Annotated in this window: 23 protein-coding genes and 1 pseudogene; 11 read left to right on the top strand and 13 right to left on the bottom strand. The window is 68.7% G+C overall.

What is annotated here, in order from left to right:
- Window positions 1–52: 52 nt before the first annotated feature.
- Complete coding sequence (pssA, locus tag W7S_RS23090) at window positions 53–913, bottom strand: CDP-diacylglycerol--serine O-phosphatidyltransferase (RefSeq protein WP_008261338.1); 861 nt, start codon at window positions 911–913, stop codon at window positions 53–55.
- Window positions 910–1,632 (bottom strand): phosphatidylserine decarboxylase, encoded by a 723-nt coding sequence (locus tag W7S_RS23085; protein WP_008261336.1) that lies wholly within the window; start codon window positions 1,630–1,632, stop codon window positions 910–912. Before W7S_RS23085 ends, pssA begins: the two co-directional genes overlap by 4 nt.
- A gap of 35 nt (window positions 1,633–1,667) precedes the next feature.
- Here W7S_RS23085 and W7S_RS23080 point away from each other — a divergent pair, with 35 nt between their 5' ends.
- Entirely contained in the window at window positions 1,668–2,915 is a 1,248-nt protein-coding gene (locus W7S_RS23080; RefSeq protein ID WP_008261334.1) for an MFS transporter, read from the top strand.
- Window positions 2,916–2,999: 84 nt separating this feature from the next.
- On the opposite strand, the gene glp is transcribed toward W7S_RS23080, so the two are convergent.
- The 3 genes from glp to W7S_RS23065 are packed head-to-tail and all read right to left on the bottom strand — an operon-like array spanning window position 3,000 to window position 6,276.
- The gene (gene glp / locus W7S_RS23075) at window positions 3,000–4,205 is read right to left on the bottom strand and encodes a gephyrin-like molybdotransferase Glp (protein WP_008261332.1); all 1,206 of its coding nucleotides are present in this window, start codon (window positions 4,203–4,205) and stop codon (window positions 3,000–3,002) included.
- Between the two features lie 19 nt (window positions 4,206–4,224).
- A complete protein-coding gene (locus tag W7S_RS23070; RefSeq protein ID WP_008261325.1) occupies window positions 4,225–5,175 on the bottom strand; it encodes an SDR family NAD(P)-dependent oxidoreductase in 951 nt (316 codons plus the stop codon).
- Between the two features lie 42 nt (window positions 5,176–5,217).
- Complete coding sequence (locus W7S_RS23065) at window positions 5,218–6,276, bottom strand: alpha/beta fold hydrolase (protein ID WP_008261322.1); 1,059 nt, start codon at window positions 6,274–6,276, stop codon at window positions 5,218–5,220.
- Window positions 6,277–6,431: 155 nt separating this feature from the next.
- On the opposite strand from W7S_RS23065, the gene W7S_RS23060 reads away from it, so the two are divergent.
- On the top strand, window positions 6,432–6,998 hold the full coding sequence (locus W7S_RS23060; protein WP_008261321.1) for a TetR family transcriptional regulator: 567 nt from the start codon (window positions 6,432–6,434) through the stop codon (window positions 6,996–6,998).
- On the opposite strand, the gene W7S_RS23055 is transcribed toward W7S_RS23060, so the two are convergent.
- Entirely contained in the window at window positions 6,986–7,477 is a 492-nt protein-coding gene (locus W7S_RS23055) for a cupin domain-containing protein (protein ID WP_008261318.1), read from the bottom strand. The two genes, W7S_RS23060 and W7S_RS23055, sit on opposite strands and share 13 nt — an antisense overlap.
- Window positions 7,478–7,506: 29 nt before the next feature.
- Between W7S_RS23055 and W7S_RS23050 the strand changes: the two genes are divergently transcribed.
- The 3 genes from W7S_RS23050 to W7S_RS23040 all read left to right on the top strand — a co-directional run bounded on the left by W7S_RS23050 (window position 7,507) and on the right by W7S_RS23040 (window position 11,090).
- Complete coding sequence (locus W7S_RS23050) at window positions 7,507–8,199, top strand: M24 family metallopeptidase (RefSeq protein WP_008261315.1); 693 nt, start codon at window positions 7,507–7,509, stop codon at window positions 8,197–8,199.
- A gap of 175 nt (window positions 8,200–8,374) precedes the next feature.
- Window positions 8,375–10,000, top strand: coding sequence for a chaperonin GroEL (groL, locus tag W7S_RS23045; protein WP_008261313.1), 1,626 nt, complete (start codon window positions 8,375–8,377; stop codon window positions 9,998–10,000).
- 265 nt (window positions 10,001–10,265) lie between these two features.
- Window positions 10,266–11,090 (top strand): SDR family oxidoreductase, encoded by an 825-nt coding sequence (locus W7S_RS23040; protein WP_008261311.1) that lies wholly within the window; start codon window positions 10,266–10,268, stop codon window positions 11,088–11,090.
- Here the strand turns inward: W7S_RS23040 and W7S_RS23035 are convergent.
- The 4 genes and pseudogenes from W7S_RS23035 to W7S_RS23020 all read right to left on the bottom strand — a co-directional run bounded on the left by W7S_RS23035 (window position 11,079) and on the right by W7S_RS23020 (window position 14,597).
- Complete coding sequence (locus W7S_RS23035) at window positions 11,079–11,642, bottom strand: carboxymuconolactone decarboxylase family protein (protein WP_008261309.1); 564 nt, start codon at window positions 11,640–11,642, stop codon at window positions 11,079–11,081. The two genes, W7S_RS23040 and W7S_RS23035, sit on opposite strands and share 12 nt — an antisense overlap.
- A 100-nt stretch (window positions 11,643–11,742) precedes the next feature.
- Window positions 11,743–12,144, bottom strand: coding sequence for a hypothetical protein (locus tag W7S_RS23030; protein WP_008261307.1), 402 nt, complete (start codon window positions 12,142–12,144; stop codon window positions 11,743–11,745).
- A 62-nt stretch (window positions 12,145–12,206) separates the two neighbouring features.
- Window positions 12,207–12,827: pseudogene (locus tag W7S_RS23025) on the bottom strand (PPE family protein); the annotation flags it as partial.
- Window positions 12,828–12,866: 39 nt separating this feature from the next.
- The gene (locus W7S_RS23020; RefSeq protein ID WP_014712450.1) at window positions 12,867–14,597 is read right to left on the bottom strand and encodes an amidohydrolase family protein; all 1,731 of its coding nucleotides are present in this window, start codon (window positions 14,595–14,597) and stop codon (window positions 12,867–12,869) included.
- Between the two features lie 47 nt (window positions 14,598–14,644).
- On the opposite strand from W7S_RS23020, the gene W7S_RS23015 reads away from it, so the two are divergent.
- From W7S_RS23015 to W7S_RS23005, 3 genes are read left to right on the top strand one after another with little or no spacing between them, the layout of a single operon-like run.
- Entirely contained in the window at window positions 14,645–15,016 is a 372-nt protein-coding gene (locus W7S_RS23015; protein ID WP_014712449.1) for a VOC family protein, read from the top strand.
- 10 nt (window positions 15,017–15,026) lie between these two features.
- Complete coding sequence (locus tag W7S_RS23010; RefSeq protein WP_014712448.1) at window positions 15,027–15,545, top strand: mycothiol transferase; 519 nt, start codon at window positions 15,027–15,029, stop codon at window positions 15,543–15,545.
- Window positions 15,546–15,555: 10 nt separating this feature from the next.
- Window positions 15,556–16,410, top strand: coding sequence for a hypothetical protein (locus W7S_RS23005; protein WP_014712447.1), 855 nt, complete (start codon window positions 15,556–15,558; stop codon window positions 16,408–16,410).
- Window positions 16,411–16,419: 9 nt separating this feature from the next.
- Here W7S_RS23005 and W7S_RS23000 read toward each other — a convergent pair whose 3' ends face one another.
- On the bottom strand, window positions 16,420–18,162 hold the full coding sequence (locus tag W7S_RS23000) for a cytochrome c biogenesis protein DipZ (RefSeq protein ID WP_014712446.1): 1,743 nt from the start codon (window positions 18,160–18,162) through the stop codon (window positions 16,420–16,422).
- Window positions 18,163–18,274: 112 nt separating this feature from the next.
- Here W7S_RS23000 and W7S_RS22995 point away from each other — a divergent pair, with 112 nt between their 5' ends.
- The 3 genes from W7S_RS22995 to W7S_RS22985 all read left to right on the top strand — a co-directional run bounded on the left by W7S_RS22995 (window position 18,275) and on the right by W7S_RS22985 (window position 22,514).
- The gene (locus W7S_RS22995; protein WP_085976461.1) at window positions 18,275–18,961 is read left to right on the top strand and encodes a TetR family transcriptional regulator; all 687 of its coding nucleotides are present in this window, start codon (window positions 18,275–18,277) and stop codon (window positions 18,959–18,961) included.
- Between the two features lie 77 nt (window positions 18,962–19,038).
- Window positions 19,039–19,587: an MmpS family transport accessory protein gene (locus tag W7S_RS22990; protein WP_014712444.1), complete on the top strand. Its 549-nt coding sequence runs from the start codon at window positions 19,039–19,041 to the stop codon at window positions 19,585–19,587.
- Window positions 19,584–22,514: an RND family transporter gene (locus tag W7S_RS22985; protein WP_014712443.1), complete on the top strand. Its 2,931-nt coding sequence runs from the start codon at window positions 19,584–19,586 to the stop codon at window positions 22,512–22,514. The genes W7S_RS22990 and W7S_RS22985 overlap by 4 nt, the downstream gene beginning before the upstream one ends.
- A 33-nt stretch (window positions 22,515–22,547) precedes the next feature.
- On the opposite strand, the gene nrdF is transcribed toward W7S_RS22985, so the two are convergent.
- The gene (gene nrdF / locus W7S_RS22980; RefSeq protein ID WP_008261290.1) at window positions 22,548–23,516 is read right to left on the bottom strand and encodes a class 1b ribonucleoside-diphosphate reductase subunit beta; all 969 of its coding nucleotides are present in this window, start codon (window positions 23,514–23,516) and stop codon (window positions 22,548–22,550) included.
- Complete coding sequence (locus W7S_RS22975) at window positions 23,513–24,160, bottom strand: superoxide dismutase (RefSeq protein WP_008261287.1); 648 nt, start codon at window positions 24,158–24,160, stop codon at window positions 23,513–23,515. Before W7S_RS22975 ends, nrdF begins: the two co-directional genes overlap by 4 nt.
- Window positions 24,161–24,394 lie beyond the last annotated feature (234 nt).

Raw genomic sequence — 24,394 nt, 5'->3', positions numbered from 1 at the left:
CCGCTCCTCAGCGGCCCGGAGCGGCCCGCATCGTCGCCGGAGCCGCCGGCCGTCACGGCACCCGCCTGCCCGGCTTTCGCAGGCCCAGCCGCGCGACCGATCGACGGTTGGGCTGCGCCCGGCGGATCGCGCGGCGGGTGGCGCGACGCTGCTTGGGTTCGTCGTCCCACGCCTCGGGGTGGGCGGCCAGCCAGCGCTGGTTGCGGATGGCGAACGGCACGTGGCACAGGTAGGCGATGATGATCACCCAGATCAAAACGTAGGGCGCCAGCACCGCCGCGGCCGCGCAGATCGCCAGGATCGCCAGCAGCGGGGCGGCCCAACTCGGCGGCACCGCGACCGCGTGCATCTTGCGCATCGGGATCTTGCTGACCATCAGGATCGAGGTCCCCGTGATCCAGATGCACAGGAACAGCGGCGAGGTCCACCAGCCGTCACCGAACTGCAGCTTGAGCCCGATCAGGCCGATCATCGAGATCGCCCCTGCCGGCGCGGGCATGCCGACGAAGAATTCGTGCGTGTAGGCGGGTTGGCTGCCGTCGTCCTGCAACGCGTTGAACCGCGCCAGCCGCAACACGACGCAGACGGCGTAGAGCAGGATCACGACCCAGCCCGCCGGAGAGTTGGTCAGCAGCGTCACATAGAGCACGATCGCCGGGGTCACGCCGAAGTTCACCGCGTCGGCCAGTGAGTCGATCTCCTCGCCCATCCGCGACTGGGCGTCCAGGATGCGCGCCACCCGCCCGTCCAGACCGTCGAGGATGGCCGCCGCCGCGATCAACGCCATCGCGGCCTTGGGCTGGTGTTCGAGGGCGAACCGGATCGAGGTCAATCCCGCGCACACCGAGAGCACCGTCATCGCGCTGGGCAGGATCTGCAGGTTGACCGCCCGGCCGCGCGGCTTGCTGATCATGGCAGCTCGGCCAGCACGGTCTCGCCGGCGATCGCGCGCTGGCCGACTTTCACCAGCGGTTCGCAGCCGGCCGGCAGGTAGGTATCGAGCCGGGAGCCGAACCGGATCAGCCCGTAGGTGTCGCCGATCGACAGCTTGTCCCCGACGTGCGCGTCGCAGATGATCCGCCGCGCCAGCAGCCCCGCGACCTGAACCGCGACCACGTCGGCACCGCCCGGGGTGCGGATGACCAGGCTGGTCCGCTCGTTCTCGGTGCTGGCGGCGGCCAGGTCGGCCGACCCGAAGCGGCCCGGCCGGTGCTGCACGGCGATCACCTCGCCGCTGACCGGTGCGCGCTGCACATGGGCGTCCAGCAGTGACAGGAAGATGCTGACCCGCGGCAGCGCCGCGTCGCCCATGCTCAATTCGGCGGGCGGGGTGGCGAAGTCGATCACGCAGATCTCGCCGTCGGCGGGGGCGACGACGGCCCCGGGTCGGGTGGGCGGCACCCGTGGGGGATGCCGGAAGAACCCCGCGCAGGCCCCCGCGGCCAGCAGGCCCGCCCGTCGCACCCAGCGGTGACGGCGGCCGGCCAGGGCCAGCACCAGCCCGGCGCCGATGAACGGGCGCCCGGCCGGGTGCACCGGCGGGACGGCGGAGCGCACCAGCTCCAGCGCGTGTTGGGGGCTGAAGCCCGGGTCCGAAGCCGTGGGGCCGATAGTGCGGGGGCGTCGTGCCACGCGGCCATCTTACGGAGCCCGCGGTTGATTCGTGGATGCCCGCAGAGGGAACGTTGACCTTCGACATGCAACCGCACAGTGCTGATCGGCGGGCGACACCGGTGCGTCGGGCGAAACGCGGTGTCACCGCCGCATTCATCGCCCACGGTCTGGTGTTTTCGTCGTGGGCCGCCCACATTCCGCGGGTCAAGGACGAGCTGGGCCTCTCCGACGCGGCGTTGGGAACGGCGCTGTTCGGCGCCCCGCTGGGATCGGTGGTGGCCACGCTGGCAAGCCACTGGGCGCTGCGGCGCTGGGGCAGCCACCGCCTGATCCCGGTCATGGTCGCCGGCTATGCGGTCGCGGGGACGACGGTGGGGCTGGCCAAATCCGGGGCCGCCCTGTTCGGCGCGCTGGCGTTGTGGGGGACGTTCCAGGGCGCGCTGGACGTCGCGATGAACACCCAGGCCGCGACCGTCGAGCGGGCCGCCCGGGCGCCGATCATGGCGCGGTTCCACGGCATGTGGAGCGTCGGGACGCTGGTGGGGGCCGTCATCGGCGCGGCGTGCGTCGGCGCGGGCATCGGGCTGACCGCCCAGCTGACGGTCCTCGGGGCGGTCGTGCTGATCGTGGTGGGAACGCTCACCCGTCGCCTGATCCCCGATGCGGCAGATGACTCCGACGCGCCGTCGGGACCCACCCCCCAAGGCCGGCGGGCCTGGATGACGCCGACGGTGGCGATCCTGGCCGCGGTCTCGTTCGCGTCGTTCCTGTGCGAGGGCGCGGCGACCGACTGGTCGGCCAACTACCTGCGCAACGTCGTGGGCGCCGGCCCGAGCGTCTCGGCGTTGAGTTACGCGGCCTACACGCTGACGATGGTGATCACCCGGTTCGGAGCGCCCCGGCTGCACGCGCGGGTGCCCAGTCGCAGGCTGCTGCCGGCCCTGGCGGTGGTGGCCGTGGTGGGCATGAGCGTGACGCTGGCGACCGCCAACGCGGCCGTCGGCGTGCTAGGTTTCGCCGCACTGGGAATCGGCGTGGCGCTGCTGGTGCCCACCGCGTTCAGCGCGGCCTACGGCGCGAGCGAAGCGGGATCGGCGATCGCCATCGTGGCGGCGACGGGCTGGCTGGGCTACCTGCTCGGCCCGCCGCTGATCGGTCACCTGTCCGGCTGGGTGGGGCTGTCGGCGGCGCTGGCCACCATCCCGGTGATGATGGCGATCGTCGGCATCGCGATCCGCTACAACCCGGCCTTCGACAAGGCCGACGAATTCCACCGGGACGTGGCCACGCCCGCGGGCTAAGTCACCAACGTCCCTGGTCAGTACAGCTGGGTCTGATTGCCCGACTCCTCCTCACCCCGCTACGCGGGCTGCATCGTCGCCGGGCTAGCGCAGATCCCAGACCTGCAGCCGCGTTCCCTCGGGCACCTCGACAACGTCTTCGGGGATGTCGAGCAGCCCGTTCGCCGACGCCAGCCAGCGCAGGTGGTGCGAGGCCGGCGGCCCGTAGCTGGTGACCGAGCTCGCGTCCTCGCTGAGCACCGCGCGCCGGAACTGCCGCTTGCCCCGCGGCGAGGTCAGCGACTCGGCGAGGACGGCGGACCGGTGCGGGCGTTCCGGGTCGGGCAGGCCCATCGCCGTGCGCAACGCCGGCCGGATGAACACCTCGAAGGACACCAGCGCGCTGACCGGGTTGCCGGGCAGCGTGACGATCGTCGCGCCCGCCACCCGGCCCACGCCCTGCGGCATCCCGGGCTGCATCGCCACCTTGACGAATTCCACGCCCTGATCGCCCTCGCGCCCGAAGGCATCCTTGACCACCTCGTAGGCGCCGGCGCTGACACCGCCGCTGGTGATGATCAAATCGGAGTCCGCCGCGTACCGGTCGATGATCGAACTGAATTGGGCCACATCGTCTTCCGCGGTCGCGACGGCGACCAGATCGGCGCCCGCATCCCGGACCGCCCCGGCCAGCATGATCGAGTTGGACTCGTAGATCTGCCCCGGCCGCAGCGGGACGCCCGGGGTCACTAGCTCCGATCCGGTCGAGATCACCAGCACCCGCTGGCGCGGGATCACCGGCAACTCGGCGATCCCCAGCGCGGCGGCCAAGCCGAGCACCGCCGGCGTCACCACCTGGCCCCGGCGCAACACGGTGGTGCCGGGAGCGACGTCCTCACCCGCGCGCCGGATGTGCTTGCCGGCCTCGCGGGGCTCGCGGATCGACACGACGTCCACCCCGCCGTCGGTGGCCTCGACCGGAACGATCGCCGTCGCCCCCGCCGGCAGCGGGGCGCCCGTCATGATCCGGTGCGCCGTACCGGGTTGCAGCGTCAGCTCGTCGGTGCGCCCGGCCGGAATGTCCTCGGCGACCGGCAACACCACCGGGTTTTCCGGCGTCGCGGACGCCGTGTCCTCGGCGCGCACCGCGTAGCCGTCCATCGCGGAGTTGTCGAAGACCGGCAGCGCCAGCTGGGCGATGACGTCCTCGGCCAGCACCATGCCCTGGGCGTCGGTCAGCGCGACCGAAACCGGCGGCCGCGGACGAATCAAATCGGTGACGACGCGCTGATGTTCCGCGACTGATCGCATCGGGGCCATTATCCGCGCGTCAGACCGGGAAGCGGACGCCGGTAAGCTCTTCGGAGACGGCCCACAGCCGGCGTTGCAGTTCCGCGTCGTGGGACTGGGCGCTGGACTTGACGAGCTTCGGGTGGCCACGCTGCTCGAGGAATCCGTCCGGGCCGAAGTACTGCCCGCCCTGGACGTCCGGATCGGTGGCGGCCCGCAACGTCGGCAGCGCACCCATGGCCGCACTCTGGAACAGCACCGGGCCCAGCGCCGCGGCGGCGGGCCGGAAGATCGCCGGCAGGTTGCGGGTCAGCTCGGTGTTGGAGCCGCCGGGGTGCGCGGCCACGGCGATGGTCTTCGCGTCGGGCGTGGCCGCCAGCCGGCGCTGCAGCTCGTAGGTGAACAGGAGGTTGGCCAGCTTGGATTGCCCGTAGGCGGCGATCCGGTCGTACCGGTGTTCCCATTGCAGGTCGTCGAAGTGGATCGCGGCGCGCAGCCGGTGGCCGAGGCTGCTGATGGTCACCACCCGCGAATCCCGCACGGGGAGCAGGTGGTCGAGCAGCAACCCGGTCAGCGCGAAGTGGCCCAGATGGTTGGTGCCGAACTGCAATTCGAATCCGTCCGCGGTGACCTGCTTGGGCGTCCACATCACCCCGGCGTTGTTGATCAGCAGGTCGATGCGCGGGTAGGCCGCGCGCAGCGCGTCGGCGGCCGACCGGACCGCGTCCAGCGAGGTCAGATCCAGCTGCTGCAGGGTGACGTCTACTTCTCGGGACCCTTGCCCCCCGGCGGCGACGATGCGCGACAGCGCCGCGTTGCCCTTCTCGAGGTTGCGCACCGCGAGCACGACGTGGGCGCCGCGGTGGGCCAGCACGGCGGCCGCCTCATACCCGATGCCGGTGTTCGCGCCGGTGATGACGACGACGCGCCCGCTCTGATCCGGGACGTCACTCTCCGACCAGGCGCGGGTTTCTTTGTCGTTGGAAGCCATGGCCCAAAACATACTCACCCCGGCCGGATGTTGCCGGGCGCGTCATCGCTCGGTTGTCATCTGCGCGCGCAGCCAGGCGATGACCCGCGGCACCACCTCGGGCGCCTTGCTCATGGCGACATGGCCGGTGCCCTCGATGAGGTGCACCTCGGTGTCGGGCCGGCCCTGGAAGACGAGCGTGTCGGACTGCGGGACGAAGTAGTCGTCGGCGCCATTGATCACCAACATTTCCGAATTGCCTTGCCGGGCAAGCAGATCCCGTCGGTTGAGCCGGCCGAGGCCGGCGCTGAGCTCCTCGAGGGTGGGGGAATGATCCCAGTGCATGGCGTTGCCCACGATGTCGCGCATGCCGTAGGGCAGCTTTGCGATGTTCTCGGCGGCGAACGCGTCGACCACCGGGCCACCGAGTTCGATTGCGGCGTCGACGATTCCGGTCAGCCCGGACATCGCGGCGAAGTTCCCGCCGAATGACGCGCCGAAGTGTGCGACCCGGCCGTCGCCCAGCGTCCGGGCGTAGCCCACCAGGCCGCGGATCACCTCGTCGGCGTGTTCATCGAGCGGGATGTCCGTCTCGCCGGTGCCGGGATGGTCGAAGGCCAGCGTGGTCACGCCCGCGCCCTGGGTGAATGCGACCCACCACGGGTGGATGTCCATCTTCCAGGTGTCCACACCGCCGCTGGCGATCAGCACCGCCCGGTCCGAGTATCGGCCGTCGGCCGAATACAGGTGCACCGGCACCTCGACCGATCCGCCGCGGTACCCGACGGCGACGATGCGGCGCTCGAAGTGCACCGGAAAGCCGTTGGCCGCCAACTGAAATTGCTCGAGCTGGTGCTGCAGCGCCTTGACCCGGGCGGCGTCCGTCAGGCAGGGGAACTTGGCGCACCCGTACACCAGGGACGCCATCCGATGGTCCCCGCGCTCGGCGTAATCCCTTGCCACCCGCGACCATTCGTAGACCCAGCCGCCCGGCGCGTCGGCCCACATGTCGTCGACGGCCGAGCGGACCCGCTCAATGTCCTCGAGTGGAACGCCGAACTTCGCGAACTGGTCGGTGCGGTCGTCGAACATGGCCGCGGCGTCGATGTCGTAGGTGTACATGGGGCCGCTCCCTCGAGATTTTCACGGACCGTTGAGACTAGTCTCACGCTACGGTGAAATTAGTTTCAACGCAAGGAGAAATTCACGCTACGATGAAACTCGTGGCGAAGACTGCGACGACGCCCGGGACCCCTGGACCCCGGGACGAACGGGGGGTGCTCGCCGCGCGCATCGCCGCGGCGGCGCGCGACGAATTCGCCGTGCACGGCTGGGCCGGCACCACGATCCGGGCGGTCGCGCGGCGGGCCGACGTCGACCCGGCGCTGGTCTACCACTACTTCGGGTCGAAGGAAGGGCTGCTCGACGCCGCGACCAACCCGCCCCAGCAGTGGCTGGACCGCGTCGCCGAGGTGTGGGCCACCCCGGTCGAGCGGCTCGGCGCCGCACTGCTGCAGCTGCTGCTGGCCAGCTGGGCCGACGATGAGATCGGGCCGACGCTGCGGGCCATCCTGCAGACCGCGGCGCACGACCCCGCCACCCGCGACAAACTCCGTCGCGTGGTCGAGGGCAGCCTGATGGGGGTCTCGGGGCTCGGCAGCGACGACCGGGACCGCTTGATCCGCAGCGGCCTCATCTCCTCACAGATGATGGGGTTCGCGCTGATGCGCTACGTGTGGAAGATCGAGCCCGTCGCCTCGATGACCGACGACGAGGCCATCGCCGCGATCGCCCCAAACCTGCAGCGCTACGTCGACGGCGACCTGGGCGGTCAGACCCAGTAGTTGTCGTGGCGGACGAACCACTCCCGGCGTTCCTCGTCGGTCATGTCGGCCAGCGCCGCGAAGCCTTCGAAGTAGGCCTCGCGGGGGGCGCCCGGCGCGAACAGCATCAGGATCGACGCCGGCTCGTCGGCCTCGTTGCGGAAGCCGTGGACGCCGCCCGGCGGGACATAGAGGAAATCGCCCTGGTGCCCGTCGGCCCACTCGGTGCCGTCGTAGAGCTTCATCGTCCCGGAGAGCACGAAGAAGGCCTCCGACATGGCCCGGTGGAAGTGGGCCGGGGGACCGCCGCCGGCCGGGGCGATGTCGACCCGATAGAGGCCGTAGTCGCCGGCGGTGTCCTGTTGGTTGGCCAAATAGTGGTATTTGACGCCGGAGGTCTCGTAGTCCGGGGGCTGGTCGGCCCGCTTGAGCCAAGCGCTGATCTCCGGCTCTTCGGCGGTGTAGCGGGCCGGCGGGTAGGGCGGCACGACGAGGGACATGGCTCCAGTGTGCGCATAACATCGCGTGGATGGAGGCCGCGGAGGAACTGCGCGTGGAACGGCTGCTGGACGCCGAACGCAAAGCGGCGCAACTGTTCGACGAGATCGAGCGGCGGGCCATGATTCGGCCCGGGGTCGGGGAGAAGGAGCTCTCCGATGAGATTCACGACCTGGCCGGCGAGATGTTCGGCGTGACCCGGCACTGGCATCGGCGGATCGTGCGCGCCGGGGAGAACACGCTGCAACCGTTCCACGAGCGCCCGCCGGACCGGCTGATCGTCGACGACGACATCGTCTTCCTGGATCTGGGGCCGATCTTCGAGGAGTGGGAGGCCGACTTCGGCCGGACCTTCCTGTTGGGCGACGACCCACACAAGAAGGCCGTCCGCGACGCGCTGCCCCGGGCGTGGCAGGCCGGCCGCGACTACTTCGCCGGCCATCCCGACGTCACCGGCGCCGAGCTGTTCGACTTCGTCGTCGGGGTGGCGCACGCGGAGGGCTTCGAGTGGGCCAGCCGGATCGCCGGGCACCTGGTGGGGGAGTTCCCGCACAAGAAGATCGCCGGCCCCGGCATCGAGTGGTACATCATGCCCGGCTCGGACAAGCCGATGCGCCGCACCGACCCGCGCGGGCGCATCTGCCACTGGATCCTCGAGATCCATCTGGTCGACCGGCCGCGCGGCTTCGGCGGGTTCTACGAGCAGCTGCTCGACCTGCCCTGAGCCCCACTACTTCTTGCACTCGGCATAGGCGAGTGCTAAGAATGACTTGGCACTCGCGACCAGTGAGTGCTAGGTCGGGACGGTGAGACCAGGTCCAACGACAGCCCGGTCGTCCGTCGCGGGCACTGCACCCGGCCAGAACGTGTCATCCCCAATCCGGAGGAATCACTTCGCAATGGCCAAGACAATTGCGTATGACGAAGAGGCCCGCCGTGGCCTCGAGCGGGGGCTCAACGCCCTCGCCGACGCGGTAAAGGTGACGTTGGGCCCCAAGGGTCGCAACGTCGTCCTGGAGAAGAAGTGGGGTGCCCCCACGATCACCAACGATGGTGTGTCCATCGCCAAGGAGATCGAGCTGGAGGACCCGTACGAAAAGATCGGCGCCGAGCTGGTCAAGGAAGTCGCCAAGAAGACCGACGACGTCGCCGGTGACGGCACGACGACGGCCACGGTGCTGGCTCAGGCGTTGGTCCGCGAGGGCCTGCGTAACGTCGCCGCCGGCGCCAACCCGCTGGGTCTCAAGCGCGGCATCGAGAAGGCCGTCGAGAAGGTCACCGAGACCCTGCTCAAGTCGGCCAAGGAGGTCGAGACCAAGGACCAGATCGCTGCCACCGCGGCGATTTCGGCGGGCGACCAGTCGATCGGTGACCTGATCGCCGAGGCGATGGACAAGGTCGGCAACGAGGGCGTCATCACCGTCGAGGAGTCCAACACCTTCGGCCTGCAGCTGGAGCTCACCGAGGGCATGCGGTTCGACAAGGGCTACATCTCGGGCTACTTCGTCACCGACGCCGAGCGTCAGGAAGCCGTCCTCGAGGACCCCTTCATCCTGCTGGTCAGCTCCAAGGTGTCGACGGTCAAGGACCTGCTGCCGCTGCTGGAGAAGGTCATCCAGGCCGGTAAGCCGCTGCTGATCATCGCCGAGGACGTCGAGGGTGAGGCTCTGAGCACCCTGGTCGTCAACAAGATCCGCGGCACCTTCAAGTCGGTGGCCGTCAAGGCCCCCGGCTTCGGTGACCGCCGCAAGGCGATGCTGCAGGACATGGCCATCCTCACCGGTGGTCAGGTCATCAGCGAAGAGGTCGGCCTGTCGCTGGAGAGCGCCGACGTCGCCCTGCTGGGTAAGGCCCGCAAGGTCGTCGTCACCAAGGACGAGACCACCATCGTCGAGGGCGCCGGTGACTCCGACGCCATCGCCGGCCGGGTGGCCCAGATCCGCAGCGAGATCGAGAACAGCGACTCCGACTACGACCGCGAGAAGCTGCAGGAGCGCCTGGCCAAGCTGGCCGGCGGTGTTGCGGTGATCAAGGCCGGGGCCGCGACCGAGGTCGAGCTCAAGGAGCGCAAGCACCGCATCGAGGACGCCGTGCGCAACGCCAAGGCGGCCGTGGAGGAGGGCATCGTCGCCGGTGGTGGCGTGGCCCTGCTGCACGCCACCCCGTCGCTGGACGAGCTGAAGCTCACCGGTGACGAGGCGACCGGCGCCAACATCGTCCGCGTCGCGCTCGAGGCTCCGCTGAAGCAGATCGCCTTCAACGGTGGTCTGGAGCCCGGCGTGGTGGCCGAGAAGGTCCGCAACTCGCCCGCCGGTACCGGCCTGAACGCCGCCACCGGTGAGTACGAGGACCTGCTCAAGGCCGGCGTCGCCGACCCGGTGAAGGTGACCCGTTCGGCGCTGCAGAACGCCGCGTCGATCGCGGGCCTGTTCCTGACCACCGAGGCCGTCGTCGCTGACAAGCCGGAGAAGGCCGCCGCTCCCGTCGGCGACCCGACCGGTGGCATGGGCGGCATGGACTTCTAAGAGTCTGAGCACGAGAAAACCCGGTTCCCCTTGGGGGCCGGGTTTTTTCGTGCCGACTTCTACGCCGAGCGTGCGGCCCGCTGCACGTTCGGCGGGTAGGCCGGCGCGCCGCGGCATCGAGTGTGAGTTCGCGGCTTTGAGTGTGAGCGTAGGGCGGGATTTTCGTGATTTTTCCGCCCTGGCTTCACCCGCGAAGCCCAGGCTTCACACCCGGCGCCCTGACTTCACACTCGAGGCGCCTGGCCGGCCTTGTACGTTTAAGCGCGTGGCGCTTCCCGCTCCCTCACCCACCAGCACCGCCGTCGTGACGGGCGCGTCGTCGGGCATCGGCGCCGACATCGCCCGCGAGTTGGCCGACCGTGGCCACGGCGTGATGCTCGTCGCCCGCCGCGAAGACCGGCTGCGGGATCTGGCCGACGAACTCGCCGGCCGGGTACGCGTCGAGGTGATCGCCTGCGACGTCGCGGATTCCGCCGCCCGCGCCGGCCTGTTCGACGAGGTCGAGCGCCGCGGCCTGACGGTCGACATCCTGGTCAACAACGCCGGCATCGGCACCATGGGCTCGGTGACGAAAATTCCCGTGGCCGACGAGATCGCGCAGGTGCGGGTCAACGTCGAGGCCGTCATCGATCTGAGCACCCGCGCGGTCCAGCGGATGGTGCCGCGCGGCCGCGGCGCGATCCTCAACGTCGGCTCAACCGCCGGCTACCAACCCTTCCCCGGGCAGGCCGGGTACGCGGCCACCAAGGCGTTCGTCAACAACTACACCCAAGGGCTGCGCGGTGAACTCGCCGGCACCGGCGTCACCGTCGCGCTGCTGTGTCCCGGCCCGGTGCGCACCGAGTTCGTGAAGAGCGCCGGCATGGACGAGCGCGACTTCGCCGACGCGTTCCCGAAGTTCATGTGGAAGCCCTCGCGTGAGGTGGCGCGCGCCGGGGTCGACGCGCTCGACCGCGACCGCCCAACCGTGATCCCCGGCCTGCCCAGCCAGATCAGCACCCGCCTGTTCCAGTTCATGCCGCGACGAGTGCTGCTGCCGCTGTTGAAGAATCAGCATCCGAGCCTGCGCAGGGACCGGTCAGCCGGCTGAGCCCGGCCAGGGCCGCATCCAGCCCTCCACCGGAAGCGCGAGCGCGTTGCACAGCGTGCAGATCGTGCGGTACCAACCGACGGCCGTGAGCAATTCGATGCGCTGCTCGTCGTCAAGAAAGTCGCCGAGCGCTTCCCATGTCGCCTCCGACCACGAACCCGTGCGCTCGCACTCGTCGACCGCCGCGATCAGCGTCCGCTCGGCCGGGCCCCACCGCGGGTCATCGGCGCCGGCCAAGACCAGCGCGTCGCACTCGTCGTCGCTGACCCGGGCGATCGGACCCCAGAAGGCGGCCTGCCCGCCCCACTCGTAAGCGCAGCGCAGCAGCGCGCAGATGCGAAGGATGGCGATGGTCCGCGTCCGGGGCGGCAAAAGCGCTGCGGTGTAAAGGGATTCGCCGAGCTTGCGCAGCCGGGAGGCCAGCGCCGGATGGCGCTGCAGGCAACGCACCAACAGCAGCGGCTCGTAGGTGCGGTCCGGGTGGCCCCAGCTGTTGATGCCGGCGGCATCCTCTTCGCTCCACGGCGGGGCGAGGGGCGCGATGCGGCTCACGGATGAGACTGTACGGCCCTAGGCCGATGGCGGCGACCCGCTGCGCCCGGCTGATAGGCCATGGCGACCCGCTGCGCCGCGGCCGCGCTTGCGATCGCCGCTAGGCCGGCAGCGAGAACACCACACAGTCGTGCAGGCAGCCCCTCGCCGCATCGGGGGAGTCGGCGTCGCGGTGCAGCAGCGCGCGGGTGGGCGTCACCGTGAGCCGCACCGCGTCACCGGCGCCGCCTTCGGGCGACACCTCGGCCGCGCCGTCGACGATCAGCGAGTAGCCGCCCGGTTCGGCCGGGGGCCACAGCAGGGTGACGTCGCGGCGCCGGGCCAGGTTCTGCTGCGTGCGGCCGCCGATGAGACCGACCTCGAGGGTCTGTCCGCGCAACTCGGGTTCGACCGTCACGGTGTGTGAGCGGTATTCGTCGTCGACGGTGATCAGGTACGCGTACGGGTAATCGACGAGCGCGTCGGCGAGCGCCGCGAAATCGACCTTCTTCTTGCTGCGCATGATTTTCCAGGATAGGCGCGAACCGATGCGGCCCCGCGCTACTGCGGCGCCGGGGGCGTGAGGAACCCGGCGATGCGCGAGGTGTAGCCGCGGGCGACGGCGCCAGAACTGGCGGGCCGCGTGACCGCGGTGGTGGTGTTGGAGAACCCGAGGTTTTGCAGGACCTCGTTCCAGGGCGGCAACTTCGCCACGGCCGCCGACGCGTCGGCGTGATACCCGAACATCGCCGCCACGTCCGAGGCCCACATCTGGTCGTAGGCCGCCTCGATGTCGGCGATCGCCGGGGTGTTCTGGCCCAGATGATTGTTGGCCGCCAACGCCCGCACCAGGGCCCGGTTGGCCGCCACCACCGCGGGCTGCACCGTGGCCGCCAGCGCCACCTCGAACGCGGTCGCGATGGCCGAGGCCTGGTGGGACACCTCTTCCGCCTGCGCGGCCGCCGCGGACAGCCAACTCACGTATTGGCTGGCGACCGTCATCATGGCCGCCGACGACGCGCCCTGCCACGACCCGCTGGCCAGATCCGACGTCACCGAAGAAAAGGACGACGCCGACGACGCCAACTCCCCGGCGAGCCCGTCCCACGCCGCCGCGGCAGCAAGCAGCGGCCCGGGACCAGGACCGGAGAAAATTAGTGCCGAGTTGACTTCCGGCGGCAACCACGCAAAATGCGGGTTCGTCACGGGACCCAACTTAGCTGGTATATGCCACTTTTGGTGGCGTTATTGCAAGGGCGCCGGAGCGGGCTGACGGCCCCGCACCAACTTGCCCGGACGGGCGGCGGTGGGGACGCCGTGTTCAGCGATGATTTCCCCGGACACGATCGTGGCGACATACCCGTCCGCCGTCTGGTCCAGGCGCCGCCCGCCGGCGGGCAGGTCGTAGGTGATGACCGGCTTGTGCAGGCGCAGGGCGGCGTGGTCGATGACGTTGAGATCGGCCTTGTAGCCCACGGCGATACGGCCGCGATCGCTCAGCCCGGCGATGCGCGCCGGCACCGAGGTGAGCTCGCGAACCGCCTCGGGCACCGTGAACCGTCCGGCCTTGCGGTCCCGCGCCCAGTGCGTCAGGAAGTACGTCGAGTAGCTCGCGTCGCAGATCATGCCGTAGTGCGCGCCGCCGTCGCCGAGGCCCAGCACCACGTCGTCGCGGTGCAGCAGCTCCCCGACGGTGTCCAGCGAGTTGCCCTGCAGGTTGCTGGTCGCGACCAGCAGCATGGCTTTGCCGTCGTCGTCGAGCAGCCTGTCGTAGGCCTCCTCCATCGGCTCCACACCCTTGGCGCGGGCGCGGGCGCCGATGCTGGTCGACGGGTCGGGCTCGTAGTCGGGGTCCTCGCCCAGCGGGTAGATCCAGTCCCACATTTGGGCGACGTACAGGATCGGGTGGCCCTGCCCCGGCTTGTCGGCCAGGATGCGGGCGCGGACCTCGGGCTTGCGCATCTCGGCGACCCGCTCGGCCAGCGGCAGGTGCGCGATCTCGCGGTAGCTGGGGTAGAGCACGAACGGGTTCGCCGACAGTTGTAGCCCGATGATCAACCCGATGGGCCGCGGCAGCAACTGCGCGGTGATGTCCCCGCCGGCGGCGTTGGCCTTCTCGATCATGGTGATGGCGTCGGGCCACGAGGGGTCGCCCGAATTGGCGACGACGAGGGTGAAGGTCAGCGGCAGCCCGACGTCCTCGGCGACGTCGAACACCGTCTGCAGCACGGGCTGGTAGCCGCCGGCCGGGATGTCGGGGACGAACTGCAGCAGGCCGCCGCCGCCGTCCACGACGCCGCGGGCGATCTGCTCGATCTCCTCGCGGGCTGCGTCGTAACTCGGTATGGGCGAACCACTTTCGGTCTTGTGGATGGTCAACCGCGACGAGGCGAAGCCCAGCGCGCCGGCCTCGATCGCCTCCTTGGCCAGCGCCCGCATCTTCGCCAGGTCGTCCTCGGTGGCCGGCTCGCGGTCGGCGCCGCGCTGCCCCATCACGTACACGCGCAGCGGCGAGTGCGGCAGGTACGCGGCCACATCGATGTCACGCTTGCCCGCATCGAGGGCGTCCATGTATTCGGGGAAGGTTTCCCACGTCCACGGCAGGCCGTCGGTCATCACGACACCCGGGATGTCTTCGACGCCGGCCATCACGTCGACGAGGACGTCGTGGTCGGACTGGCGGCACGGCGCGAAGCCGACCCCGCAGTTGCCCATCACCACCGTCGTCACCCCGTGCGCCGACGACGGCGTCAGCCGCTCCGACCAGATGGACTGGCCGTCGTAGTGGGTGTGCAGGTCGACGAAGCCGGGCGTGACCAACAGCCCGGTGGCGTCGATCTCGCGGTTCGCCGCGGCGCCGTTCACGTCGCCGACCGCCTTGATGACGTTGTCGGCCACCGCCACGTCACCGACGTACGGCTCGCCCCCCAGCCCGTCGACGATGGTGCCGTTGCGGATGATGAGGTCGTAAGTCATCCAAACAATCTACGACCGTGGCGGCGGCTCGTGCCAGGATCTTCTCCGTGATCGACCACGTGGGCATCAACTGCGCCGACTACGCAAAGTCCCAGCGGTTCTACGACGCGGTGCTGGAGACGCTGGGCTTCTCCCGGCAGCTGGATGTGGGCCCCGCCATCGGGTATGGCCGCGGGGGCAAGCCGACCTTCTGGATCTCCGGCGCGCTGGCCGGACCCAATCGCGAGGTTCACCTGGCGTTCGAGGCCCCCGACGAGGACGCGGTGCGCGAGTTTTACCGGGTGGCCGTGGAGTTGGGCGCCGAGCCGCTGCACGCGCCGCGGCTGTGGCCAGAATACCACCCCGGCTACTTCGGCGCGTTCGTGCGCGATCCCGACGGCAACAACGTCGAGGCTGTCTTCCACGGCGCGCTCCCGTAGTGTCGCGAGTATGGCCCGCACCGACGATGCCGCCGTAATCCAAGATCTCCTGCGCGACGCCTTCACCCGGTTGATCGAACACGTCGACGAGATCACCGAGGGATTGACCGAGGAGGTGTCGTCCTATCGGCCGACCCCGGACGCCAACAGCATCGCGTGGCTGCTCTGGCACAGCGCGCGGGTGCAGGACCTCCAGCTGGCCGACGTGGCCGGGGTCGAGCAGGTCTGGCTGCGCGACGGGTGGGTGGACCGGTTCGGACTGGACCTGCCACAGGGCGACATGGGCTACGGGCATTCGCCCGACGACGTGGCCAAGGTGAAGGCGCCCGCGGACCTGCTGTCCGGCTACTACCACGCGGTGCACGAGCTCACCCTCGAATACCTCGGCGGCATCACCGGCGAGGAGCTGGCCCGCGTGGTGGACACCAACTGGGATCCGCCGGTGACGGCCAGCGCCCGGTTGGTCAGCATCATCGACGACTGCGCCCAGCACCTCGGGCAGGCCGCGTACGTGCGGGGGATTGCGTAGATTCGCAGGCGTGCGATTCGCGGCGAGCGTGCTGTTGTGGCTCATCACCACGCTGGCGCTGGCGGTGGCCATCCCCGCGGCGTGGACGCAGGTGCACGTCGTCGACGCCGACGGCTACGCCGCGCTGGCGCGCGGGGCGGTGGCCGACCCGGAGCTGCAGTCCGCCATGGCGGCCGAACTGACCACGCGGGCAATGGCTCTCATCGCCGAACACGGCGGGGGCCGTTATCCCGTCGACAGCTCCGAGGTGCACGATGCCGCCAGCGCTTTCACCGCCGGGCCGGCCTTCCCGCCGCTGTTCGCCCAGGCCAACCGCGCGGCGCACGGCTGGCTGTTCGGTGACCCGGGGAGCGGCGAGAACGGCGATCAGTGGGCGGTCGACGTCGCCCCGATGCTGGGCGACGACTCGATCCGGCCGCTGCTCAACCGTTACAACGTGACTGTTCCCGCGAAACTGGCTGTCCCGCTGACGGTTTCGATGCCACAAGCGATGCGTCAGGGGCGGCTGAGCCGGCTGTCCACCTGGGGACCGTGGGTGAGCGTGGGGGCGGCGGCGTTGTGCGGGGTCTGCGCGCTGCTCACGCTGGCCGCCGCGCGCCGGCGCGGCAAGGCGCTCAGCAGCTTGGGGGTGTCCGCCCTGCTCGTCGGCGCGGCCGGGTGGGCCGGCCTCGAGGTCGCCGGCCGCTACGTCGACAAGGCGCTCAACCGCACCACCGGCGACATCCGGCGCGTCGCCGAGGCGATGGTCGGACACGCCGAAGCCGGTGTGCACCAATGGCTTAACGTCACGCTGCTGGCCGGCGCCGCCCTGGTGGGATTCGGCGTGGTCGTCGCGATGGTCGGCAGTCTGTGGAAGAAGTCGTGAGCCGCCCCGCTACCCGAACGTGAACGAGAAGACCTGCAGGCCCTTGCTGACCCGCATGTCCAGCTGGTCGCGGTGCGCGGAGTCGTCGGCGACGATCCGGTGCAACGTGGGCGCCCCGCCGATCGGTGTGGTGGTGGTCGTGCCGTCCCGGGTCACGGTGAGCGTGCCGGTGCCGCCGACCACGGCGTAGACGTCCTTCGCGGTGTAGTTCAGCCGGACGGTGGCGTCGTCGCCCTCGGCGGTGGCGCCCTGATCGTCCAGGGTCCAGCGCCCGCGCAGGGCGTACTTGTCGTCGGCCAGGGTCGGCGGAAAGCTCAGCGTGACGGTGCCCGACGTGTAATCGCCGGTGCCGCCGTAGTTTCCGGACCTTTCGACACCGAGGTAGGTTTCGGGCGTGAGCCGGGTCTGCGGGGTGGTGTCGGCCGAACTCGTCGGCGCGGGCAGCGGCGCGCCGGGGTGGGCGCCCGCGAGCAGTTGGCGGATCAGTTTTTCGGTGCCGTCGTAGTCGCCCTCCCCGAACTTCGTGTGCCGCACTTGTCCGTTCGCGTCGATCAGGTATTCGGCCGGCCAGTAGAGGTTGTGGAAGTTGTTCCACGTCGCGTAGTCGTTGTCCAGGGCGATGGGGTAGGGGATGTGCAGGTCGGCGGCGCCGCTGGCCACATTCTCGGGGACCCGCTCGAACGCGTACTCCGGCGTGTGCACCCCGATGACGACGAATCCGGTGTCGTGATACCTGTTGTACCAATCGATTACGTGTGGGATCGCGCGTTGGCAGTTGATGCACGAGTAGGCCCAGAAGTCGATCAACACGACCTTGCCGCGCACCTCGGCGGGGTCCAGCGGCTTGCCGTCCGGGGTGTTGAGCCACCCGGTGACGCCGGTCAGGGCGGGCGCGGGCCCGCACTGTTGCAGCTCGTCCGAACCGCTGGAGCAGTCGCTGAGCGCCCCCTCGACGGTGACGCTGGGCGGGCTCAGCGCCAGCCCGGTGCCGCGGTTGGGCTGCTGCGCGGGGGTGGGGTTCAGGCTGTGCCCGATGTTGTTGGCGCCCAGCTTGTTCTGCATCGCGGTCGTGTAGTCGGGAACGGCCCGCTGCAGCATCGCCGGCAGGTTGAACACCAGCGCCACGGCCAGCACGATCATCGCGATCCCGCCGGCGATCTGAATCGCGCGCTGCCGTCGGCGGAACGCGGCGACGCGCTCGGCGACGCGACGCCCGGCCAGCGCGAAGGCCAACAGCGGCACGGCGTTTCCGAGGGCGAAGGTCGCGGTCAACACCAGCGCGCCGGGACCGATCGACGAGGTTCCGCCGGCGACCACGATCGCCGCGAGCACCGGACCGGCGCACGGCACGTAGAGCGCGCCCAACGTCAGACCGAGGCCGAAACCGTCTGCGTTGGCGCCGATTTGGCGCTGCGGGAGGTAGGCGAACGGCCGTTCGATCAGGTGCTGCACCGGCGGGAAGATCAGTCCCAGGCCGATGAGGGTCAACACCACCAGCGCGGCCCACCGGATCGCGTCCTGCGGCAGGCGCAGCGCCGTCAGCAGCGCGGAGCCGAGCAGGGTGGCCAGGCTGAAGCTGCACACCAGCCCCGCGATCACCAAATACGGGCGGGACACTGAACTCACGCGGCGGGAGTCGGCACGGGTACCGCCCGCACCGGACAGCAGGATCACCGGGAGCACCGGCAGGATGCACGGCGAGATGCCGGTGATCAGCCCGCCGAGAAACCCGGTGAGGGCGATGGTCTGCACGCGCTATTTCCAAGGACGCGACGGGAGCATGGTTCCAGCTTTACCCGTTTGCGCCGCCGACGAGAGTGACCTCGCACAAATCACGCAACGTGCGTTATACAAATCACACGACGTGCGTTACGCTCTTCCGGTGGCGCAACTGACATTCCAGCGTGCCCGCACCGAGGAAAAGAAGCGCCAACGTGCGGAGGCCCTCGTGGAAGCCGCACGCTCGCTGGCGATGGAGACGGGCGTCGCGTCGGTCACCCTGACCGCGGTCGCGAGCCGCGCCGGAATTCACTATTCGGCGGTGCGCCGCTACTTCACCTCGCACAAGGAAGTGCTGCTGCGCCTGTCCGCCGAGGGGTGGGTGCGGTGGTCGAACACCGTGTCGGACAAGCTGGCCGAGCCCGGCGCCAAATCGCCGTCGCGCATCGCCGGGACGCTGGCCGAGGCGCTGGCCGAGGATCCGCTGTTCTGCGACCTGCTGGCCAACCTGCACCTGCACCTGGAGCACGAGGTGGACGCGGAGCGGGTCATCGAGGTCAGGCGCATCAGCACCGCCGCCACGCGCTCGCTCGCCGATGCCATCGAGAGGGCGCTGCCCGAGCTCGGGCGGTCGGGGTCGCTCGATATCCTGCTGGCCGCGTACTCGCTGGCGGCCACCCTGTGGCAGGTCGCGAACCCGCCGGCGGATCTCACCGACGTCTACGCCGAGGAGCCGGAAGTGGCTCCGCCGGAGTGGAATCTGGACTTCGCGACCGCGCTGACGCGCCTGCTGACTGCCACGTGCATCGGGCTCATCGCGGAAGCCGCATGAACCCAGGGAGGGAGGCCGGTAACGCTGTGGCTTGGCGATCTTCAACCGGTGAACACGGGAAGGGACTTGGAGCGCCCATGACGACGACTGAGCCAAGGACCGAGCCGCTGCGGCAGCAGGGCTCCGCCGGCGGGGAGGGCGAAAAGGCCGCTCCGCAGCGCGCCAAGAAAAAGGGGTTTTTGGGGCGTTTCTGGCTGGTGCTCACAATCGCGGCTGTCGTCGCGCTGTCGGGATTCGTCGTATACCGGTTGCACGGCGTCTTCGGCGTCCACAAGGGTTCGTTCGGTGGTGGCACCTCGGGTGAGGTCCTCGACGAGTTCAACGCCAAGACCATCACCCTCCAGGTCTGGGGCCCACCGGGCAGCACGGCCACCATCAACTACCTCGACGAAAATTCCCATCCGCAGCAGGCCCTCAACGTGCCCTTGCCCTGGAGCAAAGTATTGAGTTCAACGAAGCCCGGCATCCCGGCAAACCTGGTGGCGCAAGGCGACGGCAGTTGGATCGCCTGCCAGTTCGTGGTGAACAAGCACGACGGGAGCGGTGACGTCATCAAGACGCCGAATCGCTCGGATCCCAACCAAACCGTGAACGCCTTCGTCTATTGCCTGGACAAGTCCGCATGAGCGAGCCGGGCGAGGTTCCGCCGCGCGTCGATCAGCCGCTGATCCCGCCGTTCCTGCCGCGGATGATCCATAAGCTGGCCCTGCCGATCGTCCTGGTGTGGCTGGGCATCGTGTTCGTCACCAACACCGTGGCCCCGCAGCTGGAGGTCGTCGCCAAGACCCACTCGGTGTCGATGAGTCCGACCGACGCGGCGTCCTTCCAGTCGATGATGAAGGTCGGGTCGACGTTCAAAGAGTTCAACTCCGACAACTCGGCCATGATCCTGCTGGAGGGCGACAAGCCACTCGGGGCCGAAGCGCACCGCTACTACGACGAGATCGTCAGGCGCGTCGAGCAAGACAAGAAACACGTTCAGCACGTCCAGGATTTCTGGAGTGATCCGCTGACGGCGGCGGGTTCCCAGAGCCACGATCAAAAGGCGGCGTACGTCCAGGTTTACCTCGCCGGCAACATGGGCAGCGGGCAGGCGAACGAGTCCGCCGCGGCCGTCCGCAAGATCGTGGACTCGGTACCCGCGCCGCCGGGAATCAAGGCATACGTCACCGGCGCGGGGCCGCTGTTCGCCGATCAGTCCCACGCGGGCGAGAAGGGCGTAGCGAAGGTCACGCTCGTCACGTTCTTGGTGATCATCGTGATGCTGCTCTTCGTGTACCGGTCGGTGGTCACCGTCGTGATCATGCTGGCCATGGTGTTCATCGAGCTGGCGGCGGCCCGCGGTGTCGTCGCGACGCTCGGTAACTACGGGGTCATGGGGCTCTCGACGTTTGCCAACAACATGCTGGTGCTGATGGCGATCGCCGCCGGGACGGATTACGCGATCTTCGTGGTGGGTCGCTATCACGAGGCCCGTGGGCTGGGCGAGACCCGCGAACAGGCGTTCTACACCATGTTCCACAGCACCGCGCATGTCGTGCTGGGATCGGGCCTGACCATCGCCGGCGCGATGTACTGCCTGAGCTTTTGCCGGCTGCCGTACTTCCAGTCGCTGGGGGTGCCTTGTGCGGTCGGCATGCTGGTCGCGGTGTTGGCGGCTCTGACGCTGGCTCCGGCAATACTGACGGTTGCTTCGTTCTTCAAGCTCATGGACCCGAAGCGCAAGCTGCAGACCCAGGGCTGGCGTCGCATGGGCACCGCGGTCGTCCGCTGGCCCGCACCGGTTCTCGCGGTGACCATCGCGGTCGCGTTGGTCGGTCTGCTCGCCCTGCCCGGTTACAAGACCGACTACGACAACCGCCACTTCCTGCCGGCGGACACCCCGGCCAATGTCGGTTATGCCGCCGCGGACCGGCACTTCGACCAGGCTCGGCTCAATCCTGAGCTGTTGATGATCGAGACCGATCACGACCTGCGTAACCCGGCCGATTTCCTGGTCCTGGACAAGGTCGCCAAGGCGGTCTTCCACATCCCCGGTATCGGCCGGGTGCAGACCATCACCCGGCCGCTGGGCACGCCGCTCGACCACAGCACCCTCGGCTTTCAGATGGGCGCGCAAGCCGCGGGGCGGATCCAGACCCAGCACTACCAAGAGGAGCAGGCGAACAATCTGCTCAAGCAGGCCGACGAGCTGCACAAGACGATGGCGACGCTGCACGAGCAGATGCAGGTGACCCAGGATCTGAGCAACACCACGCACGAAACCACCAGGCTCACCAAGGAAACCGTGCAGATCACCGAGAGGTTGCGCGACGACATCGCCAACTTCGACGACTTCCTCCGGCCGATCCGCAGCTACTTCTACTGGGAGAAGCACTGTTACGACATCCCGGCCTGCTGGGCACTCCGGTCGGTCTTCAACGCGCTCGACGGCATCGACCAGGTGGCCGAGAACATCGTGAACCTGAGCGCGAACCTCGACAAGCTGGATCGGATCCAGCCCAAGCTGGTGGCGCTGATCCCGCCGCAGATCGAGAGCCAGCAGCGCAACCTCGACACCATCATGTCGAATTACGCGATCACACAAGGACTTAACGAACAGGCGAAGGCGCAGGCCGACAACGCCACCGCGCAGGGCGATGCCTTCGACAAGGCGAAGAACGACGACACGTTCTACCTCCCGCCGGAAGCGTTCAAAAGCCCGGACTTCGCGCGAGGTCTCAAAAATTTCATCTCGCCCGACGGGCGCGCGGTCCGATTGATCATCTCCCACGAAGGCGACCCGGCGAGTCCCGAAGGCATCAGGCACATCGAACCGATCAAACAGGCCGTCCACGAGGCGATCAAGGGCACACCCTGGGAGGGCGCCAAGGTCTACCTTGGCGGCACCGCCGCGACGTACAAGGACATGCACGACGGCTCCAACATCGACCTGTTGATCGCCGGAATCGCCGCGGCCACACTGATTTTCATCATCATGCTGGTGATCACCCGCAGCGTCGTGGCGGCCTTCGTGATCGTCGGCACGGTGTTGCTGTCGCTGGGCGCCTCGTTCGGACTCTCCGTGCTGTTATGGCAGTACATCCTGGGTTTGAAGTTGCACTGGATGGTGCTGGCGATGGCGGTCATCCTGCTGCTGGCGGTCGGCTCGGACTACAACCTGCTGCTGATATCGCGGTTCAAAGAGGAAATCCACGCCGGGCTCAAGACTGGGACGATCCGCGCGATGGCCGGTTCGGGCTCCGTGGTCACCTCCGCCGGTCTGGTGTTCGCCGCGACGATGGCCACGTTCATGTTCAGCCCGCTGCTGGTGATGGCCCAGGTGGGTACGACGATCGCGCTGGGTCTGCTCTTCGACACCTTGATCGTGCGGTCGTTCATGACACCGTCGCTGGCCACCTTGCTCGGGCGCTGGTTCTGGTGGCCGCAGCACGTGCGGCCACGGCCGGCCAGCACCATGCTGCGACCGTACGGACCGCGTCCCGCGGTGCGCGAGCTGATCCTCAACGACGTCGAGGAGCACCCGCCGGGCGGATTGGTACAGCCGCGCTGATCCTACGAAGCGTGAGCAGCCCGCTGCGGGTGGTCAGAAGTCCCAGTCCGCGTCCTCGGTGGCCTGGTGGGAGCCGATGACATAGGAGCTGCCCGACCCGGAGAAGAAGTCATGGTTCTCGCCGGCGCCGGGATCGAGCGCCGAGAGCACCGCTGGGTTCACCCGGCAGTCCGAGGGCCCGAACATCGGCTCGTACCCGAGGTTGGCCAGGGCCCGGTTCGCGTTGAACCGCATGTAGGGCAGTACGTCGTCGGTCCAGCCCAGGCCGTCGTACAGATCGTGGGCATAATCAATCTCGTTGGTGTACAACGCATTCAGCAGCTCGTAGGTGTACTCGCGGTGGCCGGACCGCTCTGATTCCGAAAGCTCGGCGAGTCCGCACTGACACTTGTAGCCGATGTAGAAGCCGTGCACGGCTTCGTCGCGGATGATTAGCCGGATGATGTCGGCGGTGTTGGTGAGCTTGCCGCGCGAGGACCAGTACATCGGCAGGTAGAAACCGGAGTAGAACAGAAACGATTCCAGCATGACCGACGCCGCCTTGCGTTTGAGGGCGTCGTCCCCGCGGTAATAGTCGACGACGATCTGAGCCTTGCGCTGCAGGTGCGGATTGCGCTCGGACCAGTCGAAGGCGTCGTCGATCTGGCGGGTGGAGCACAGCGTCGAAAAGATCGAACTGTAGCTCTTGGCGTGGACCGATTCCATGAACGCGATGTTGGTCAGCACCGCCTCCTCGTGGGGCGTGACCGCATCGGCGATCATCGACACCGCGCCGACGGTGGCCTGCGTCGTATCGAGCAACGTGAGCCCGGTGAACACTCGCACGGTCGTCTGCTGCTCCTGCGCGGTCAGCGTCTGCCATGACGCCGAGTCGTTGGACAGCGGCACCTTCTCCGGCAGCCAGAAGTTGCCCGTCAGCCGATCCCATACCTGCGCGTCCTTGGGGTCGGGCAGGCGATTCCAGTTGACCGCCCGCATTCGATCCACCGATCGGATGCTCATCGCGCGCCGCCGATCTCGTCGCTGCTGTGTAGCCCGGACAGGTCGCCGCGGCGAGCGGCCTCGAAGCGGACGGCGACGTCGGCCCAATTCACGATGGACCACAGCCTGTCGACGTAGTCGGCCTTGACGTTGCGGTACTGCAGGTAGAACGCGTGCTCCCAGGCGTCGAACACCAGCAGCGGAGTGCTGGTGATCGCCACGCTGACGTGGTGATCGTGAATCTGGTGCACGACCAGACGACGCCCGATCGGGTCCCACGCCAGCGCACCCCACCCCGAACCCTGCACGCTGGAGGTGGCCCCGGTCATCTCGGCGCGGAACGCCTCGAATCCGCCGAAGAACTCGTCGATGGCGGCGGCCAGTTCCCCCTCGGGCCTTTCGGCGGCCTCCGGCGAGAGATTCGTCCAAAAGATCGAGTGCAAGGCATGGCCGGCGAGGTGAAACGCCAGCGTCCGCTCCAGGCCCGGCAAGTGGGCGAGGTTGCGCTCGGCACGCGCCTCGGCGAGCTGGTCGACGGTCGAGTTGGCGCCCTTGACGTAGGCGGCGTGATGCGCGTCGTGGTGCAGCTGCATGATCTCGCCGCTGATCGCGGGCTCGAGCGCACCGTAGTCATAGGTCAGGTCGGGCAGGACGTAGTGGGGCATGGCTCTCCCTCGTCGGTGTGGGCTGTCGTCCGAACATACCGCGAGATTTCGGGTAGCCAAATAATTTGTTCCGAGGTACCGTAATTCGTGTCGGTGGGTGTACCGACAGCCACGCGGCCCGCACCGGTTCTCCGGTGCGGGCCGTACCTTTCAGTGGTGAAACGGCAGCAGGGCACACCAAAAGACTCAGCGCCCAGGAGGAGATTCCTGGGCGCTGGGTGGGTGAATACCGCT

Origin of the sequence: Mycobacterium sp. MOTT36Y (assembly GCF_000262165.1) — a bacterium.
Lineage (GTDB): Bacteria > Actinomycetota > Actinomycetes > Mycobacteriales > Mycobacteriaceae > Mycobacterium > Mycobacterium intracellulare.
The sequence above is the reverse complement of the archived record's forward strand: the minus strand, read 5'-3'. Positions and strand labels throughout refer to the sequence as shown.